The organism is Streptomyces sp. NPDC046887 (assembly GCF_040644755.1).
Lineage (GTDB): Bacteria > Actinomycetota > Actinomycetes > Streptomycetales > Streptomycetaceae > Streptomyces > Streptomyces lichenis.
On the sequence record NZ_JBEYXH010000022.1, the window covers coordinates 1 to 16,756 of the forward strand.

Genomic DNA, 16,756 nt, shown 5'->3' on the forward strand with positions numbered 1-16,756 from the left:
GCCGGGTGTATGGCGGTACGCCCGGACGCCGGTCGGCTTACTTGCCGGCGACGGCCTTGGCCAGGATGGGGGTCATCTCGGCAAGGCCCGCGCCGCCTTCCGCCCCACCGCGCTGGCCGCCATGACCCAGGACGGCGAGCTCTACGCCGCGCCGATCTACCACACCGTCACCAGCACCCTCTACAGATCGGTCGTAGGTCAGTCGCGGATCAGGGTGAATCCGGACGGATCAGACCTCGACCACCACGGGGAGGATCATCGGCCGGCGCCGGTAGGTGTCCGAGACCCACTTGCCGACAGTGCGGCGGATCAGCTGCTGGAGCTGGTGGGGCTCGGCGACGCCGTCGGCGGCCGAGCGGGACAGGGCGTCCTGGATCCGGGGGACCACCGCGTCGAAGGCGTTGTCCTCGATACCGGAGCCGCGGGCGTGGATGTGCGGGCCGCCGGTGATCTTGCCGGTGGTGGAGTCCACGACCACGAAGACCGAGATGATGCCCTCGTCGCCGAGGATGCGGCGGTCCTTGAGGGAGGACTCGGTCACGTCGCCGACGGAGAGCCCGTCCACGTAGACGTACCCGGCCTGCACCTTGCCGGTGATCTTGGCCTTGCCGTCGATCAGGTCGACGACCACGCCGTCCTCGGCGATGACGATCCGGTCCTTGGGGACGCCGGTCAGGGCGCCCAGCTCGGCGTTGGCCCGCAGATGGCGCCATTCGCCGTGGACCGGCATCAGGTTCCGCGGGCGGCAGATGTTGTAGAAGTACAGCAGCTCGCCGGCCGAGGCGTGCCCGGAGACATGGACCTTGGCGTTGCCCTTGTGGACGACGTTGGCGCCCCAGCGGGTGAGGCCGTTGATGACCCGGTAGACCGCGTTCTCGTTGCCGGGGATCAGGGAGGACGCCAAAATCACGGTGTCGCCCTGGACGATCCGGATCTGGTGGTCGCGGTTGGCCATCCGGGAGAGGGCCGCCATCGGCTCGCCCTGGGAGCCGGTGCAGACGAGCACCACCTCCTCGTCGGGCAGGTCGTCCAGCGCGCGGACGTCCACCACGAGACCGGCCGGCACCCGGAGGTAGCCGAGGTCGCGGGCGATGCCCATGTTGCGGACCATGGAGCGGCCGACGAAGGCGACGCGGCGCCCGTACTCGTGGGCGGCGTCCAGGATCTGCTGGATGCGGTGGACGTGGCTGGCGAAGCTGGCCACGATGATCCGCTTGCGGGCCCCGGCGAACACCGTACGCATGACGTTGGAGATGTCGCGCTCGTGCGGGGTGAAGCCCGGCACCTCGGCGTTGGTGGAGTCCGACAGCAGCAGATCGATGCCCTCCTCGCTGAGGCGGGCGAAGGAGTGCAGGTCGGTCAGCCGGTTGTCCAGCGGCAGCTGGTCCATCTTGAAGTCGCCGGTGTGCACCACCATGCCCGCGGGGGTGCGGATGGCGACGGCCAGGGCGTCCGGGATGGAGTGGTTGACCGCGACGAACTCGCAGTCGAAGGGGCCCAGCCGCTCGCGGTCGCCCTCGGCCACCTCCAGGGTGTACGGGCGGATGCGGTGCTCCTGGAGCTTGGCCTCGATCAGGGCGAGGGTCAGCTTGGAGCCGATCAGCGGGATGTCGGGCTTGAGGCGCAGCAGGTAGGGGACGCCGCCGATGTGGTCCTCGTGGCCGTGGGTGAGGACGATGCCCTCGACCTTGTCCAGGCGGTCCTTGATGCTGGTGAAGTCGGGCAGGATCAGGTCGATGCCGGGCTGCTCCTCCTCGGGGAAGAGGACGCCGCAGTCGACGATCAGCAGCCGGCCGTCGAACTCGAAGACGGTCATGTTCCGGCCGATCTCGCCGAGACCGCCGAGCGGGGTGACGCGCAGGCCACCCTTGGCGAGCTTCGGGGGTGCGCCCAGTTCGGGATGCGGATGACTCAAAAGACTCTCCTCACCACGCGCGCCACGTGCCTTCTACGGGCACGTGGCGCGCGTGACATTCGTGCACGTGCTGTCGGTGTTCGTCAGCGTCTGCGTGATGTGTGTTCGGCTGTCGGTGTGCGGTGGTGCGTCTGTGCGGTGGTGCGTGTTCGATTGTGGATCTTCAGTTGTGAAGTCTGCGGGGATGACGCCCCTGTCTAGAGCTGTACCCCGCCGGCGCCCAGATCGATCTTGAGCTGCTCGGTCTCCTCGGGGCTGAGCTCGACCAGCGGGAGCCGCAGCGGCCCGGCCGGGTGGCCCTGGAGGGCGAGGGCGGCCTTGGTGGTGATGACGCCCTGGGTGCGGAACATGCCGGTGAAGACGGGCAGCAGCCGCTGGTGGACCTCGGTGGCCTTCTGGACGTCGCCGGCCAGGTGGGCCTCCAGCAGGGCGCGCAGCTCGGGGGTGACGACATGGCCGACCACGGAGACGAAGCCGACGGCGCCGACCGAGAGCAGCGGCAGGTTGAGCATGTCGTCGCCGGAGTACCAGGCGAGGCCGGAGCGGGCGATGGCCCAGCTGGCGCGGCCGAGGTCGCCCTTGGCGTCCTTGTTGGCGACGATCCGCGGGTGGGCGGCGAGCCGGACGATGGTCTCGGTGTCGATGGGGACGCCGCTGCGGCCGGGGATGTCGTAGAGCATCACGGGGAGGCCGGTGGCGTCGGCGATGGCCGAGAAGTGCCGGTACAGGCCCTCCTGCGGGGGCTTGTTGTAGTACGGCGTGACCGCGAGCAGGCCGTGCGCGCCGGCGCGTTCGGCGGTGCGGGCAAGCTCGACGGAGTGGCGGGTGTCGTTGGTGCCGATGCCGGCGACGACGTGGGCGCGGTCGCCGACCGCTTCCAGGACCGCCCGTACGAGCTGGTCTTTCTCCGCGTCGCTGGTGGTCGGGGACTCGCCGGTGGTGCCGTTGACGACCAGGCCGTCGTTGCCTGCGTCCACCAGGTGGGCGGCGAGCCGCTGCGCGCCGTCGAGGTCGAGTGCGCCGTCCGCCGTGAAGGGCGTGACCATGGCGGTGAGGACCCGTCCGAAGGGGGTCTGCGGAGTGGAGATCGGAGCCATGGGTAACACGCTACTCGCTGCTCAGCGCGCGGGGTCCCCTCGGGGGACGTTGCGGACGGTGGAGCCCGGCACTGCCTGCTCGGGGGTTCAGGCAGTGCCGGGTCCGTTTGATCAGCCTAGATGAACTTCTCAAAGCGCCGCAATCCGGACACATCGGGTGGGTGGTGGAACGCCCGTGCGACCGCTCCGGCGTGCGCCGGGGCGGTCAGGGTGCGACGCGCCCGTTGGCGTTGAAGGCGGCGTGGGTCAGCGGCATCAGCCGGGCCCAGTGCTCCTCCATCTTCTCGCCCACCATCTCGATCTCCCGCTGCGGGAACGACGGCACCTTGGCCAGTTCGTGCTGGGTGCGCAGCCCCAGGAAGTGCATCAGCGAGCGCGCGTTGCAGGTGGCGTACATCGAGGAGTAGAGGCCGACGGGCAGGACGGAGCGGGCCACCTCGCGGGCGACGCCGTCGGCGAGCATCCGCTGGTACGCCGCGTACGCCTGGACGTAGGACTCCTCCATCGCCTCGGTGACCGTGCGGTGCTGGTCCTCGGTGCCCTCGACGAAGACGTACTTGCCGGGGCGGCCCTGCTGGACGAGCTTGCGGGAGGCGTCCGGCACGTAGAAGACCGGCTGGAGCTCCCGGTAGCGGCCGGATTCCTCGTTGTAAGACCAGCCCACACGGTGCCGCATGAACTCGCGGAAGACGAAGATCGGGGCGCTGATGAAGAAGGTCATCGAGTTGTGCTCGAAGGGGCTGCCGTGCCGGTCCCGCATCAGGTAGTTGATCAGGCCCTTGGAGCGCTCGGGGTCCTTGGTCAGCTCCTCCAGGGACTGCTCGCCGGCCGTGGAGACCCGGGCCGCCCACAGGACGTCGGAGTCGCCGGCGGCGCTGCGCACCAGGTCGACGGTGACATCACCGCGGAAGTCGGGCTTCTTCGGGGGTTCGGCGGGGGAGGCGGGCACGCGGGGGTCCTTCCGGTCACTTCCGGTCATGAGGGGAGGTGCCCAGCCTAACGATCCGGCGGGGTGCCGGGTGGCGCCGGGTCACCCCCGTCCCGTTCGGTCCGATCGACACATGTTCGGATTGATATCGGGCAATCGGGCACCGAACAGCCGTGCCGTGCGTCTGACCGGTTGAGCGCGGTGGCGGAGTTCGCCACACGAGGCACCGATCGCAAGGAGTGTTCACCCATGACTTCCTCCCAGCTGCCGCTGGGTAGCCCCCGCAGCGAGGCCGTCCCGTTCCAGTTCGTCGCGGAGGCCGATCGCTTCCGCAGCAATGTCACCCCTCCGGCGCGGCAGCGTCCGAGTCTTTCGCAGGTGGCGAGCCGTACGCTGGTCGGGCTGACGGTGGTGGCCGGTCTCGTCGGGTCGCTGCTCTTCGGTCTGCCGGCCATGGAAGCGGGCCCGGGGACCACCGGGCACAGTCAGCAGTCCGAGGCATCCCAGGGACGCTGATCCCTCCCTCGGCGGCCACCCTGGAGTGGCCGGTCGCGGAAGGGCTGGGTAGCCTCACCCGGCACAAGCCCCATCGAGCGTGTGTATGAGTGAGGATCAGTCGTGCCCCTGCCCTTTCTGACGGCCGACCGCGGTTTTGACGCCGGTGAGGACGTCGCGCTCCCGTTCGACGACCACGACCAGTGGCGCCGCCCGTACCGCCCCGGCCCCTGGCGGGTCGGGGCGGCGGCGCTGGCGCTGCTGCTGGCCTCGTTCATGCTGCTGGCCACGGTGATCATCGCGTTCGCCGCGGCGGGCACGGCCGCGGCGGCCTGCCTGGCGGCGGCCTCCCTGGTGGTGCTCGCGGCGCTGCGGCTGCTGCGGATGGGCACCTGGGTGAGTCGGCACGGGGTGCGGCGGGTCGGGTTCCTGCGGACCACCACTCTGCCGTGGTCCCGGGCCAAGGCGGTGCGCACGGTGCAGCAGCCGGTGCGGTGGCTCGGGCTGCCGAGGACCGTGCAGGGCCAGGCCCTGGTCCTCGTACCGAACGGCGCGGGTGACCAGGTGGTGCTGCTGACCGACCACAGCGCGGACTTCCTGTCCCGGGTGGAGGCCTTCGACCGGGCCGCCGACACGGTGGAGGCCTGGAACGCGGAGTACGCCGCGGCCCACTGACCTCGTACGCGGAGAACGCGGAGAACGCCGCGGCCCGCTGACACCGTACGCGGGAACACGCCACGGACGCCGTCCGGTGCGCCTCTCTCAGGAGGCGGCCGGGCGGCGTCCGTCGTGCAGGGCGATGGCGCGCTGCATGGCCTTGCGGGCCCGCGGGGTGTCGCGGGCGTCCTGGTAGGCGATGGCGAGCCGGAACCAGCAGCGCCAGTCGCCCGGCGCGTCCTCGGTCTCGGCGCGGCGGCGGGCGAAGACGGCGTCGGCCGAATCGCGGTCGATCCGGCCGCCGGGGGTGCGGGCCAGTTCGTCGACGGGCAGCCCGCCCTCGGCCTCCAGCTCGGCGGCGAGCTTGTTGGCGCGGGTGACGAACCGGGTGTTCTGCCAGAGGAACCAGACGCCGATCAGCGGCATCGTCAGGGCCGCGATCCCTATGGCGACGGCGATGGGGGTGCCGACGCCGATGAGGGCGACGGCACGGCCGCCGACCAGGACGAAGAAGACGGCCAGGACGGCAGCCGTGACGAGGTAACTGATCTTGGCGCGCATGTCCGGTGTCAGCCCAGGTCCAGGAAGTGTTCCAGCCCGAAGGTGAGGCCCGGCGCGGAGCCGACCCTGCGGGCGCCCAGCAGGATGCCCGGCATGAAGCTGGAGTGGTGCAGCGAGTCGTGCCGGACGGTGAGGGTCTCGCCCTCGCCGCCGAGCAGCACCTCCTGGTGGGCGAGCAGCCCGCGCAGCCGTACCGAGTGCACCCGTACGCCGTCCACGTCGGCGCCGCGGGCGCCGTCCAGGGCGGTGGCGGTGGCGTCCGGCTGGGGGGCGGAGCCGGCCTCGGCGCGGGCGGCGGCGATCAGCTGGGCGGTGCGGGCGGCGGTGCCGGAGGGGGCGTCCACCTTGTTGGGGTGGTGCAGCTCCACGACCTCCACGGACTCGAAGTACGGGGCGGCGAGCTGGGCGAACCTCATGGTGAGGACCGCGCCGATGGAGAAGTTCGGGGCGATCAGCACCCCGGTGCCGGGGGACTTCTCCAACCATCCGGTGAGGGTGGCCAGGCGCTCCTCGGTCCAGCCGGTGGTGCCGACCACGGCGTGGATGCCGCGGCCGACGCAGTAGTCGAGGTTGGCCATCACCGAGTCGGGGGTGGTCAGCTCGACGGCCACCTGGGCGCCGCTGCCGTCGAGGGCGTCCAGGCTGTCGCTGCGGCCGAGGGCGGCCACCAGCTCCAGGTCCTCGGCGGCCTCGACGGCGCGGACCGCCTCGGAGCCGATGCGGCCCTTGGCGCCGAGGACGGCGACCCGCAGCTTGCTGCTCATGTCTCTCCAGTGATCGGTACGACAGTGATCAGGGGTACTCAGGCGACGGCCTGGTGGAGGCGGTCGGCCTGCTTGTCCTTCAGCGGGCCGATCACCGACAGCGAGGGGCGCCGGGTCAGCAGGTCGGCGGCCACGTCCCGGATGTCGTCGGGGGTGACCGCGGCGATCTTGGCCAGCATGTCGTCGACCGACATGTGGTCGCCCCAGCACAGCTCGCTCTTACCGATGCGGTTCATCAGGGCGCCGGTGTCCTCCAGGCCGAGCACGGTGGAGCCCTTGAGCTGGCCGATGGCGCGGGCGATCTCGTCCTCGGGCAGGCCCTCGGCGGCGACCCGGTCCAGCTCGGCGCGGCAGATCTTGAGCACGTCGTGGACCTGGCTGGGCCGGCACCCCGCGTACACGCCGAACAGGCCGCAGTCGGCGAAGCCCGAGGTGTACGAGTAGACGCTGTAGGCCAGGCCCCGCTTCTCCCGTACCTCCTGGAAGAGGCGGGAGGACATACCGCCGCCGAGCGCGGTGTTGAGCACGCTCAGCGCCCAGCGGCGCTCGTCGGTGCGGGGCAGCCCGGGGACGCCGAGGACCAGATGGGTCTGCTCGGTCTTGCGGCCGATGACCTCGACCCGGCCGGCGGTGCGCAGGGCGCGGGTGCCGGAGCGCGGGGCGAGCGGGGCGGCGTCGGTACGGGCCAGGGCGCCGGCCTTGTCGAAGGCGCGGCGGACCCGGCGTACCACGTCGGCGTGGTCGACGTTGCCCGCGGCGGCGACCACCAGGTGGGTGGGGTCGTAGTGCTTGGCGTAGAAGCGCCGGATGCGCGCGGCGTCCAGCGCCTCGATGGTGTCGACGGTGCCGAGCACGGGGCGGCCGAGCGGGGTGTCGCCGAACATGGTCTTGGCGAACAGGTCGTGGACGACGTCCCCCGGGTCGTCCTCGGTCATCGCGATCTCCTCCAGGATGACGCCGCGCTCGGCGTCCACGTCCTCCTGGCGGATCAGCGAGCCGGTGAGCATGTCGCAGACCACGTCGATGGCGAGCGGCAGGTCGGTGTCGAGCACCCGCGCGTAGTAGCAGGTGTACTCCTTCGCCGTGAAGGCGTTCATCTCGCCGCCGACGGCGTCGATGGCGGAGGAGATGTCCAGGGCGCTGCGGGTGGCGGTGCCCTTGAAGAGGAGGTGCTCCAGGTAGTGGGTGGCGCCGCCGAGGGCGGGCGTCTCGTCGCGGGAGCCGACGTGCGCCCAGATGCCGAAGGTGGCGGAGCGGACGGAGGGCAGGGTCTCGGTGATCACCCGCAGCCCACCGGGGAGGGTGGTGCGGCGGACGGTGCCGATGCCGCCCTGGCCCTTGAGGAGCGTTTGGGTACGGGCGACGGCCCGCGCCTCCGTGGAGGTGCGGGCCGTCGTCTTGAGGCTGCGGGACGTCACTTGTCGGCGTCGGCCTTCGTGTCGTCGTCGGAGCCGTCCTCGTCCGCGAGGACGGGGATCAGGGAGAGCTTGCCGCGCTGGTCGATCTCGGCGATCTCCACCTGCACCTTGGCGCCGACCGCGAGCACGTCCTCGACGTTCTCCACGCGCTTGCCGCCGGCGAGCTTGCGGATCTGCGAGATGTGCAGCAGACCGTCCTTGCCGGGCATCAGGGAGACGAACGCACCGAAGGTGGTGGTCTTGACGACCGTGCCCAGGTAGCGCTCGCCGACCTCCGGCATGGTCGGGTTGGCGATGCCGTTGATCGTGGCGCGGGCGGCCTCGGCGGCCGGTCCGTCGGCGGCACCGATGTAGATGGTGCCGTCGTCCTCGATGGTGATCTCGGCGCCGGTGTCCTCCTGGATCTGGTTGATCATCTTGCCCTTGGGGCCGATGACCTCGCCGATCTTGTCCACGGGGATCTTGACGGTGATGATCCGCGGGGCGTTGGGGGACATCTCGTCCGGGGTGTCGATCGCTTCCATCATCACGTCGAGGATGTGGAGGCGGGCGTCGCGGGCCTGCTTGAGGGCCGCGGCCAGGACGGAGGCCGGGATGCCGTCCAGCTTGGTGTCGAGCTGGAGGGCGGTGACGAACTCCTTCGTGCCGGCGACCTTGAAGTCCATGTCGCCGAAGGCGTCCTCCGCACCGAGGATGTCGGTGAGGGTGACGTAGTGCGTCTCGCCGTCGATCTCCTGGGAGATCAGGCCCATGGCGATGCCGGCGACCGGGGCCTTGAGCGGCACACCGGCGTTCAGCAGGGACATGGTGGAGGCGCAGACGGAGCCCATGGACGTCGAGCCGTTGGAGCCGAGAGCCTCGGACACCTGGCGGATCGCGTAGGGGAACTCCTCGCGCGTCGGCAGCACCGGCAGCAGGGCGCGCTCGGCGAGAGCGCCGTGGCCGATCTCGCGGCGCTTGGGGGAGCCGACGCGGCCGGTCTCGCCGGTGGAGTACGGCGGGAAGTTGTAGTTGTGCATGTAGCGCTTGCGGGTCACCGGGGAGAGGGTGTCCAGCTGCTGCTCCATGCGGAGCATGTTGAGGGTGGTGACGCCCAGGATCTGGGTCTCACCGCGCTCGAACAGGGCGGAGCCGTGCACCCGCGGGATGGCCTCGACCTCGGCGGCCAGGGTGCGGATGTCGGTGACGCCGCGGCCGTCGATGCGGACCTTGTCCTTGATGACGCGCTCGCGCACCAGGGACTTGGTCAGCGAGCGGTAGGCGGCGGAGATCTCCTTCTCGCGGCCCTCGAACTTCGGGAGCAGCTTCTCGGCGGCGAGCGCCTTGACGCGGTCCAGCTCGGCCTCGCGGTCCTGCTTGCCGCCGATGGTGAGCGCCTGGGCCAGCTCCGTCTTCACGGCGGCGGTCAGAGCCTCCAGCACGTCGTCCTCGTAGTCGAGGAAGACCGGGAACTCGCCGGTGGGCTTGGCGGCCTTGGCGGCGAGGTCGGACTGGGCCTTGCAGAGCACCTTGATGAAGGGCTTGGCGGCCTCCAGGCCGGCGGCGACGACCTCCTCGGTGGGGGCCTCGGCACCGCCCTTGACCAGCTGGATCGTCTGGTCGGTGGCCTCGGCCTCGACCATCATGATCGCGACGTCGCCGTCCTCCAGGACACGGCCGGCGACGACCATGTCGAAGACGGCGTCCTCCAGCTCGGTGTGGGTCGGGAAGGCGACCCACTGGCCCTTGATCAGGGCGACCCGGGTGCCGCCGATCGGGCCGGAGAAGGGCAGGCCGGCCAGCTGCGTGGAGCAGGAGGCGGCGTTGATGGCGACCACGTCGTAGAGGTGGTCGGGGTTGAGCGCCATGATCGTCTCGACGACCTGGATCTCGTTGCGCAGGCCCTTCTTGAAGGACGGGCGCAGCGGGCGGTCGATCAGGCGGCAGGTGAGGATGGCGTCCTCGGAGGGGCGGCCCTCCCGGCGGAAGAAGGAGCCGGGGATCTTGCCGGCCGCGTACATCCGCTCCTCGACGTCCACCGTCAGGGGGAAGAAGTCGAGCTGGTCCTTGGGCTTCTTCGAGGCGGTGGTGGCCGACAGCACCATGGTGTCGTCGTCCAGGTAGGCCACGGCGGACCCGGCGGCCTGGCGGGCCAGCCGGCCGGTCTCGAAGCGGATGGTGCGGGTGCCGAAGGCGCCGTTGTCGATGACGGCCTCGGCGTAGTGGGTCTCGTTCTCCACCAGTGGTTTCTCCGTTTACGTTGTCGTCTTTGCTTCGCGTCTTTTCGTCCCCGCTCGGGCCCTTCCGGTGGGCCCGGGCGCCCGTGCGGCGGGGACGGGGCGGAGAAGTGCCGTCTGTGCGGGCCGGTCTTCGATCGAAGCACCCGGGGGCGTGCTCCCGGGGGCCACTACCGAGGACCGGCGGCGGGGGGCCTTCTCCGTGCGAGGGCACGGGGCTTTTCGTCGCGCGGTGTTCTGTTGTCGTCTCCAGCCTACAAAGCCGGAGTGACACCGCGCACGTACGGCGAAGGGAGCGGCCCCCTGGAATCGGGAACCGCTCCCTTCACGGCGTCCTTACTTGGCGCCGCCGGCCGCACCGCGGCGGATGCCGAGGCGGTCGACCAGGGCACGGAAGCGCTGGATGTCCTTCTTGGCCAGGTACTGCAGCAGACGGCGGCGCTGGCCGACCAGGATCAGCAGACCACGGCGGGAGTGGTGGTCGTGCTTGTGGGTCTTGAGGTGCTCGGTGAGGTCCGAGATGCGGCGCGAGAGCATCGCGACCTGGACCTCGGGGGAGCCGGTGTCGCCCTCCTTGGTGCCGAACTCGGAGATGATCTGCTTCTTCACGGCGGCGTCGAGAGACACGCGTACTCCTTGAGGTGGTTCGAGCGCCCGCGAGTGCCCCGAGGCTGATCTCGGGGGAGCTTCCGTGACTCGACGGGCGAAGGTCCGATGGGCGCTGCTCCCAGGTGAACCGGGAGCGCGTACACAAACGGCCGTCACACAGCGTACCAGCCCCGGGAGCGGCCTCCACCGTCAGGAGGTCAGTGCCCGGATGGAGTGGTAGACGCCGAAGACGGCAAGGGCCAGCGGGGCCAGGGTGAGCAGGACGAAGGCCTCGGCGATCTCCAGGAAGCGGCCCCAGAAGGGGGTGACCCCGGCGCGCGGCACGATCAGCCCGATGGCGGTGATCAGGGCGGCGACCGCGGCGACGGCGGCGCTCAGCCACACCGTACGCAGTGCCAGCGGCCCGCCGTCGCCGCGCAGCGCGGCCGCGAGGAGCCCGGCCGGCGGGTTGAGGCAGAGGCCCAGGCCCAGGACGACCAGGGCGGCGAGGCCGGAGGCCAGCGCGCAGCCGACCTGGGCGGTGTAGCGGAAGAGGTGGGCGCGCATCATCATCGCCGCGCCGGTGGCCAGGGCCAGCAGCCGGGGCCAGAGGCCGTCGGAGAAGCCGAGCACCGCGGCGGCGCCGACGGCAAGCAGGGCGCAGCCGCCGACCAGGCCGACCAGCAGTTCGTGTCCGCGCCGGGCCTGGGCGGCGATCTTCTCGGCGTCCACCGGGGCGGGCGGCTCGCCGTCCCCGTAGCCGCCGCCGTAGGAGGGGCGGGGCGGTTCGAAGCCGATCGGGAGGCGGGCGAACCGGGTGGAGAGGCCGGGCAGGAAGGCGAGGGCGCCGGCGGCGACCGGGGCGCAGAGGGCGGCGCCCTCGGCGGGGGTCAGTCCGGTGAGGATGGCGGTGAAGACGGCCAGGGCGCCGAGCGCGGCGGCGAACGCGAAGGCGACGAAGGGGCTGTCGCCGCCGGGGGCCAGCACCATCAGCAGCACGGCGGCCAGCAGGACCGCGGCCAGGGCCAGCAGCGCCTGGAGGCGGCCGATGCCCTGCCCGGCGGCGAGCGGCAGCAGTCCGGCGCCTGCGACGGCGGCGTTGGCCAGGGCTCCGATACCGAAGGCGACGGCGGAGCCGCGGTCGGCGTAGACCCGGGCCCGTACCCCGGCGAGCGACAGCAGCAGCACGGCGGCGGTGCCGGCCAGGATGCCGGGCAGGCCGTGGGTGTCGTGCCGAGGGGCGGAGGTCCACAGCACGAAGGCGAGCAGGACCAGCAGCACCGCGCCGCCGAAGAGGCCCGCGCCGCGCATCAGCGCGTCGGACCAGAGGGTGCGGTCGCGGGCGACGGCGGAGGCGACGGCGTCGGAGACATCGTCGAACACCGCGGGCGGCAGCGATTCGGCGAACGGCCGCAGGAAGAGCAGTTCGCCGTCGAGGACGCGCTGGGCGGTGAGCGAGCGGGCCGAGTCGAGCACGGTGCCGTCGCGGCGCACCAGGTGGTAGCCGACCGGGGCGCCGGGGGCGGGGCTCTGGCCGGAGAGCCGCAGCACCTCGGGGTAGAGGTCGGCGACGGGGGCGTCGTCGGGCAGGGCGAGGTCGACGCGGCCGTCGGGCGCGACGACGGTGATCCGGCAGAAGCCGGTCCCGCCGGACGGTGCCGCCGCGGCCGGCCGGCCTGGTGCGGCGGCCGCGGCTGAGGCGGTGGTGCTCACCTGCTGCTTCCCCTCGTCGTGTGGTGCGGGCCGACCGCTCCGTCGCCGGCGTCACCGTCGGCCCGGCGTCACCGGTCGGGCGGGCGTCACCGGTTGAGCGGGGGCGGCTGGTCGTGCGCAACGGACTGGCCGGTCTCGTCCCTGTCCCGCGCATCCCTTTGCCCGGTTCACAGGCGCACCGGCGCCGGCGCCGGGCGTCACCCTATCGCTCCGCCTCGACCGGCCGCACAAGTAGGATCCCTTGCCGCGCACGGAGCCCGTCGCCACGGGGGCGCCGATACGAACGTTTCCGTACGCCAAGGGAATTGGTGAGCTGTGAGTCAAATCGTCGTGAAGCGCCCACCGCGGACCCTGCCGTCGGAGGTGCCCGACGAGCCGGTGCAGCTGCAACCGCCTCCGGAGCTGCCCCGAGGGCAGCAGGAGGGCATGCTGATGCAGCTGCTGCCGACGCTCGGCATGGGCGGCTCGGTGGTCTTCTTCTTCATGACGCCCAATCCCGTGATGCGGATCATGGGCATGGTGATGATCGCCTCCACGGTGGGGATGGCGATCGCGATGATGGTCCGCTACCGGCGCGGCACCCAGGGCGAACTGGCCGATCTGCGCCGCGACTACCTGTCGTATCTGGCCAAGACCCGGCGGGCGGTGCGGCGTACGGCGCGGTTGCAGCGGGACGGGCAGTTCTATCTGCACCCGGCGCCGGAGCAGTTGTGGGCGCTGGTGGCCGAGGGCAGCCGGGTGTGGGAGCGGCGGACCGGCGACGACGACTTCGGCCAGGTACGGGTCGGGCTGGGCGGGCAGCAGCTCGCCACCCCGCTGCTCGCCCCGGAGACCGGTCCGGTGGACGAGCTGGAGCCGTTGACGGCGAGCGCGCTGCGGCAGTTCGTGGACGCCCACGGGATGGTGGACGGCCTACCGGTGGCGGTGTCGCTGCGCGCCTTCCCCCAGCTGACGGTGGGTGGCGAGGCGGAGGCGGTACGCGCGGTGGCCCGGGCCATGGTGTGCTCGCTGGCCGCGCTGCACTCCCCCGACGACCTGGTGATCGCGGTGGCGGCCGGGCCGGCCGAGGCGCCGCACTGGGAGTTCGCCAAGTGGCTGCCGCACGCGCAGGCGCCCGGGGAGGGTGACGGCGCCGGTTCGCGGCGGCTGATCACCACCGGCGTACGGGAGTTGGAGGAGCTGCTGGGCGGGTGGCTGGAGGGCCGGCCGCGGTTCACGCCCGGTGGGGCGCCGGTCGCGGACCAGCCGCATCTGGTCGTGGTGCTGGACGGGCAGTACCTCTCCCCCATGTCCGCGCTGGCCCCGTCGGAGGGCTTGCAGGGAGTGACGGTGCTCCAGGTCGCGGCGGATGAGGCGGCGGCCGGCGGGGCACGCGGCGGTGGCCTGTCGCTCCTCGTACGCGAGGGCACGCTGCGGCTGGAGGCGGGGCGGGACACCGTATACGAGGGGGTTCCGGACCGGTTGACCCTCCCGGCGGCCGAGACGCTGGCCCGCCAGCTGGCGCCGCTGCGGATGGCGTCGGGCGGGGCGAACGACGACGAACCGCTGCTGGCCAACCTGGACTTCACCGATCTGCTGAACCTCGGGGACGCGGCCTCGGTGGAGGTGGCCCGCACCTGGCGGCCCCGGTCGCGTTCGGAGCGGCTGCGGGTGCCGATCGGGGTCGGCGAGGACGGCGCGCCGGTGATGCTGGACCTGAAGGAGGCGGCGCAGGAGGGCATGGGCCCGCACGGGCTGTGTGTGGGCGCGACCGGTTCGGGCAAGTCGGAGCTGCTGCGCACCCTGGTGCTGGGGCTGGCGGTGACGCACTCCTCCGAGACGCTGAACTTCGTCCTGGCGGACTTCAAGGGCGGCGCGACCTTCGCCGGGATGTCGCAGCTGCCACATGTGGCGGCGGTGATCACCAACCTGGCGGACGATCTGACCCTGGTGGACCGGATGGGCGACTCCATCCGCGGTGAGCTGAACCGGCGCCAGGAACTGCTGCGCGACGCGGGCAACTTCGCCAACATCCACGACTACGAGAAGGCCCGGGCCGCCGGGGCCCCGCTGCAACCGATCCCCTCCCTGGTCCTGGTCATCGACGAGTTCAGCGAACTGCTGACCGCCAAGCCGGACTTCATCGACATGTTCGTGCAGATCGGCCGGATCGGCCGGTCGCTCGGCGTCCATCTGCTGCTGGCCTCGCAGCGGTTGGAGGAGGGCCGGCTGCGCGGTCTGGAGACCTACCTCTCGTACCGGATCGGTCTGCGGACCTTCTCGGCGGCGGAGTCGCGGGCCGCGCTGGGGGTGCCGGACGCCTATGAGCTGCCGAACGTGCCCGGTTCGGGGTTCCTGAAGTACGGCACCGACGAGATGGTGCGGTTCAAGGCGGCGTATGTCTCCGGGCCGTACCGCCAGGACCGGGGCGAGAGGGCGCCGGGCGGCCCGCTGCCGGTGGACCGCCGGCCGGTGCTGTTCACGGCCGCCCCGGTGGCGGTGCGCCATGTCCCGCCCGCCGAGCGGCCCCGGGTGCCCGGGCAGCGCTCCGGCGAGGACGAGGCGCTGACGGACACGGTGCTGGATGTGGTGGTACGGCGGCTGGAGGGCCGCGGCGCGGAGGCGCACCAGGTGTGGCTGCCGCCGCTGGACAACCCGCCGCCGCTGGACGAGCTGCTGCCGGGGCTGGCCGCAGTGCCGGGCCGGGGGCTGACGCGGCCCGGTTACGAGGGGGCCGGGCGGCTCGTCGTACCGCTGGGCGTGGTCGACAAGCCGTTCGAGCAGCGGCGCGAGACGCTGTACCGGGACTTCTCCGGGGCGGCCGGGCATATGCAGATCGTGGGCGGCCCGCAGTCCGGCAAGTCCACCCTGCTGCGGACGCTGGTGTCGGCCTTCGCCCTCACCCACACCCCGCACGAGGTGCAGTTCTACGGGCTGGACTTCGGCGGCGGCGGTATGGCCTCGCTCTCCGGGCTGCCCCATGTCGGCGGGGTGGCCTCCCGGCTGGACCCGGAGCGGGTGCGCCGCACGGTGGCCGAGGTGTACGGGGTGCTGAGCCGGCGCGAGGAGTACTTCCGCAGCGCCGGGGTGGACTCCATCGCCACCTTCCGGCGGCTGCGGGCCAGCGGCGAGATCCCCGTCTCCGACCAGCCCTGGGGCGATGTCTTCCTGGTCGTGGACGGCTGGGGCGCCTTCCGCACCGAGTACGAGGGCCTGGAGCCGATCGTGGTCGACATCGCCGCGCGCGGCCTCGGCTACGGCATCCATGTGGTGCTCACCGCCTCACGCTCGATGGAGGTCCGGGCCAACCTCAAGGACCATCTGATGAACCGGCTGGAGCTGCGGCTCGGCGACACCATGGACTCCGAGCTGGACCGCAAGGTGGCCGTCAACGTGCCGGGCGGGGTCCCCGGCCGCGGCCTGACCCCCGAAAAGCTGCACTTCATGGCGGCCGTCCCGCGGATCGACGGCGTGGCCTCCGGCAGCGAGCTCTCCGACGCCACCGCGGCGATGGCCCGCGAGTGCGCCCGGCACTGGACGGTCCCCGGCGCGCCCGAGGTACGGCTGCTCCCCCGCGAGCTGCCGGCCCGGCTGCTCCCGGCGGGCTCGGCGGCCCCGGAGCGCGGGGTGGCCCTCGGTATCGACGAGAACTCCCTGGAGCCGGTGTTCGCCGACTTCGAGCGCGATCCGTTCCTGCTGGTCTTCGGCGACGCGGAGTCGGGCAAGTCCAATCTGCTGCGGCTGCTGATCAAGCAGCTCAGTGAGCGGTACGACGGCGACTCCTGCAAGTTCTTCGTCATCGACAACCGCCGCGCCCTGCTGGACGTCACCCCCGCCTCGCACCTGGCCGAGTACGTGCCGATGTCCAACGCGATGGAGCACCATGTCGACGCCCTGCACGACCTGATGCGCCGCCGCACCCCCTCGGCCGACGTCACCGCGCGGCAACTGCGGGAGCGCAGCTGGTGGCGGGGCCCGACGGTGTTCGTGGTGGTGGACGACTACGACCTGGTGTCCACGTCGGGCGGCAACCCGCTGGCCAAGCTCACCGAGCACCTGCCCTTCGCCCGGGACGTCGGGGTGCGCTTCATCATCGCCCGCAACGCCGCCGGCGCCAGCCGCGCCACCTATGAGCCCTTCGTCCAGCGGATGACCGAGCTCGGCGCGGTGGGCGTGCTGCTCTCCGGCGACCCCCAGGAGGGCGAGATCCTCGGCGGCGTCCGGATGCGCCCGATGCCGGCCGGCCGCGGCGTCTTCGTCTCCCGCCAGCGCGGCAACCCGCTGGTGCAGACGGGGCTGATGCCGCCGGTGGAGGACGGGGGGTGACACGGCTGAGGGTGGGCCGGGCGCTGCCGGCAGCCGGTCTTGCAGCCACGACTCGCCGTTCCATAGGTTTCGACGAAACGCGAAGCGCGCCGGAGGGTG

At 71.9% G+C, this 16,756-nt stretch carries 13 protein-coding genes; 3 read left to right on the forward strand and 10 right to left on the reverse strand.

Annotated features, from left to right (window positions below; all coding sequences use genetic code 11):
• Nucleotides 1-37 precede the first annotated feature (37 nt).
• The 4 genes from ABZ945_RS20580 to thyX form a co-directional block, all read right to left on the reverse strand.
• Entirely contained in the window at nt 38-163 is a 126-nt protein-coding gene (locus tag ABZ945_RS20580; RefSeq protein ID WP_361271339.1) for a hypothetical protein, read from the reverse strand.
• A gap of 66 nt (nt 164-229) precedes the next feature.
• Nucleotides 230-1,915, reverse strand: a complete 1,686-nt coding sequence (locus tag ABZ945_RS20585; RefSeq protein WP_361271342.1) for a ribonuclease J — start codon at nt 1,913-1,915, stop codon at nt 230-232.
• Between the two features lie 197 nt (nt 1,916-2,112).
• Entirely contained in the window at nt 2,113-3,012 is a 900-nt protein-coding gene (dapA, locus tag ABZ945_RS20590) for a 4-hydroxy-tetrahydrodipicolinate synthase (RefSeq protein WP_361271345.1), read from the reverse strand.
• 205 nt (nt 3,013-3,217) lie between these two features.
• Nucleotides 3,218-3,961: an FAD-dependent thymidylate synthase gene (thyX, locus tag ABZ945_RS20595; protein ID WP_361271347.1), complete on the reverse strand. Its 744-nt coding sequence runs from the start codon at nt 3,959-3,961 to the stop codon at nt 3,218-3,220.
• Nucleotides 3,962-4,189: 228 nt separating this feature from the next.
• On the opposite strand from thyX, the gene ABZ945_RS20600 reads away from it, so the two are divergent.
• Both ABZ945_RS20600 and ABZ945_RS20605 read left to right on the forward strand, forming a co-directional pair.
• Nucleotides 4,190-4,456 carry a hypothetical protein gene (locus ABZ945_RS20600; protein ID WP_361271348.1) on the forward strand — a complete coding sequence of 89 codons (267 nt, stop codon included), beginning with the start codon at nt 4,190-4,192 and terminating at the stop codon, nt 4,454-4,456.
• 102 nt (nt 4,457-4,558) lie between these two features.
• On the forward strand, nt 4,559-5,110 hold the full coding sequence (locus ABZ945_RS20605; RefSeq protein WP_361271351.1) for a hypothetical protein: 552 nt from the start codon (nt 4,559-4,561) through the stop codon (nt 5,108-5,110).
• An 87-nt stretch (nt 5,111-5,197) separates the two neighbouring features.
• Here the strand turns inward: ABZ945_RS20605 and ABZ945_RS20610 are convergent, their stop codons facing one another.
• The 6 genes from ABZ945_RS20610 to eccD form a co-directional block, all read right to left on the reverse strand.
• The gene (locus ABZ945_RS20610) at nt 5,198-5,653 is read right to left on the reverse strand and encodes a hypothetical protein (protein WP_361271354.1); all 456 of its coding nucleotides are present in this window, start codon (nt 5,651-5,653) and stop codon (nt 5,198-5,200) included.
• Between the two features lie 8 nt (nt 5,654-5,661).
• On the reverse strand, nt 5,662-6,417 hold the full coding sequence (dapB, locus tag ABZ945_RS20615) for a 4-hydroxy-tetrahydrodipicolinate reductase (protein WP_361271357.1): 756 nt from the start codon (nt 6,415-6,417) through the stop codon (nt 5,662-5,664).
• A 38-nt stretch (nt 6,418-6,455) separates the two neighbouring features.
• Nucleotides 6,456-7,835: a pitrilysin family protein gene (locus ABZ945_RS20620; RefSeq protein ID WP_361271360.1), complete on the reverse strand. Its 1,380-nt coding sequence runs from the start codon at nt 7,833-7,835 to the stop codon at nt 6,456-6,458.
• Nucleotides 7,832-10,054 (reverse strand): polyribonucleotide nucleotidyltransferase, encoded by a 2,223-nt coding sequence (locus tag ABZ945_RS20625; protein ID WP_361271363.1) that lies wholly within the window; start codon nt 10,052-10,054, stop codon nt 7,832-7,834. Before ABZ945_RS20625 ends, ABZ945_RS20620 begins: the two co-directional genes overlap by 4 nt.
• Nucleotides 10,055-10,387: 333 nt before the next feature.
• Nucleotides 10,388-10,678 (reverse strand): 30S ribosomal protein S15, encoded by a 291-nt coding sequence (gene rpsO, locus ABZ945_RS20630; protein WP_248636225.1) that lies wholly within the window; start codon nt 10,676-10,678, stop codon nt 10,388-10,390.
• 171 nt (nt 10,679-10,849) lie between these two features.
• Complete coding sequence (gene eccD / locus ABZ945_RS20635) at nt 10,850-12,352, reverse strand: type VII secretion integral membrane protein EccD (RefSeq protein WP_361271367.1); 1,503 nt, start codon at nt 12,350-12,352, stop codon at nt 10,850-10,852.
• 315 nt (nt 12,353-12,667) lie between these two features.
• On the opposite strand from eccD, the gene eccCa reads away from it, so the two are divergent.
• A complete protein-coding gene (gene eccCa / locus ABZ945_RS20640; protein WP_361271369.1) occupies nt 12,668-16,657 on the forward strand; it encodes a type VII secretion protein EccCa in 3,990 nt (1,329 codons plus the stop codon).
• Nucleotides 16,658-16,756 lie beyond the last annotated feature (99 nt).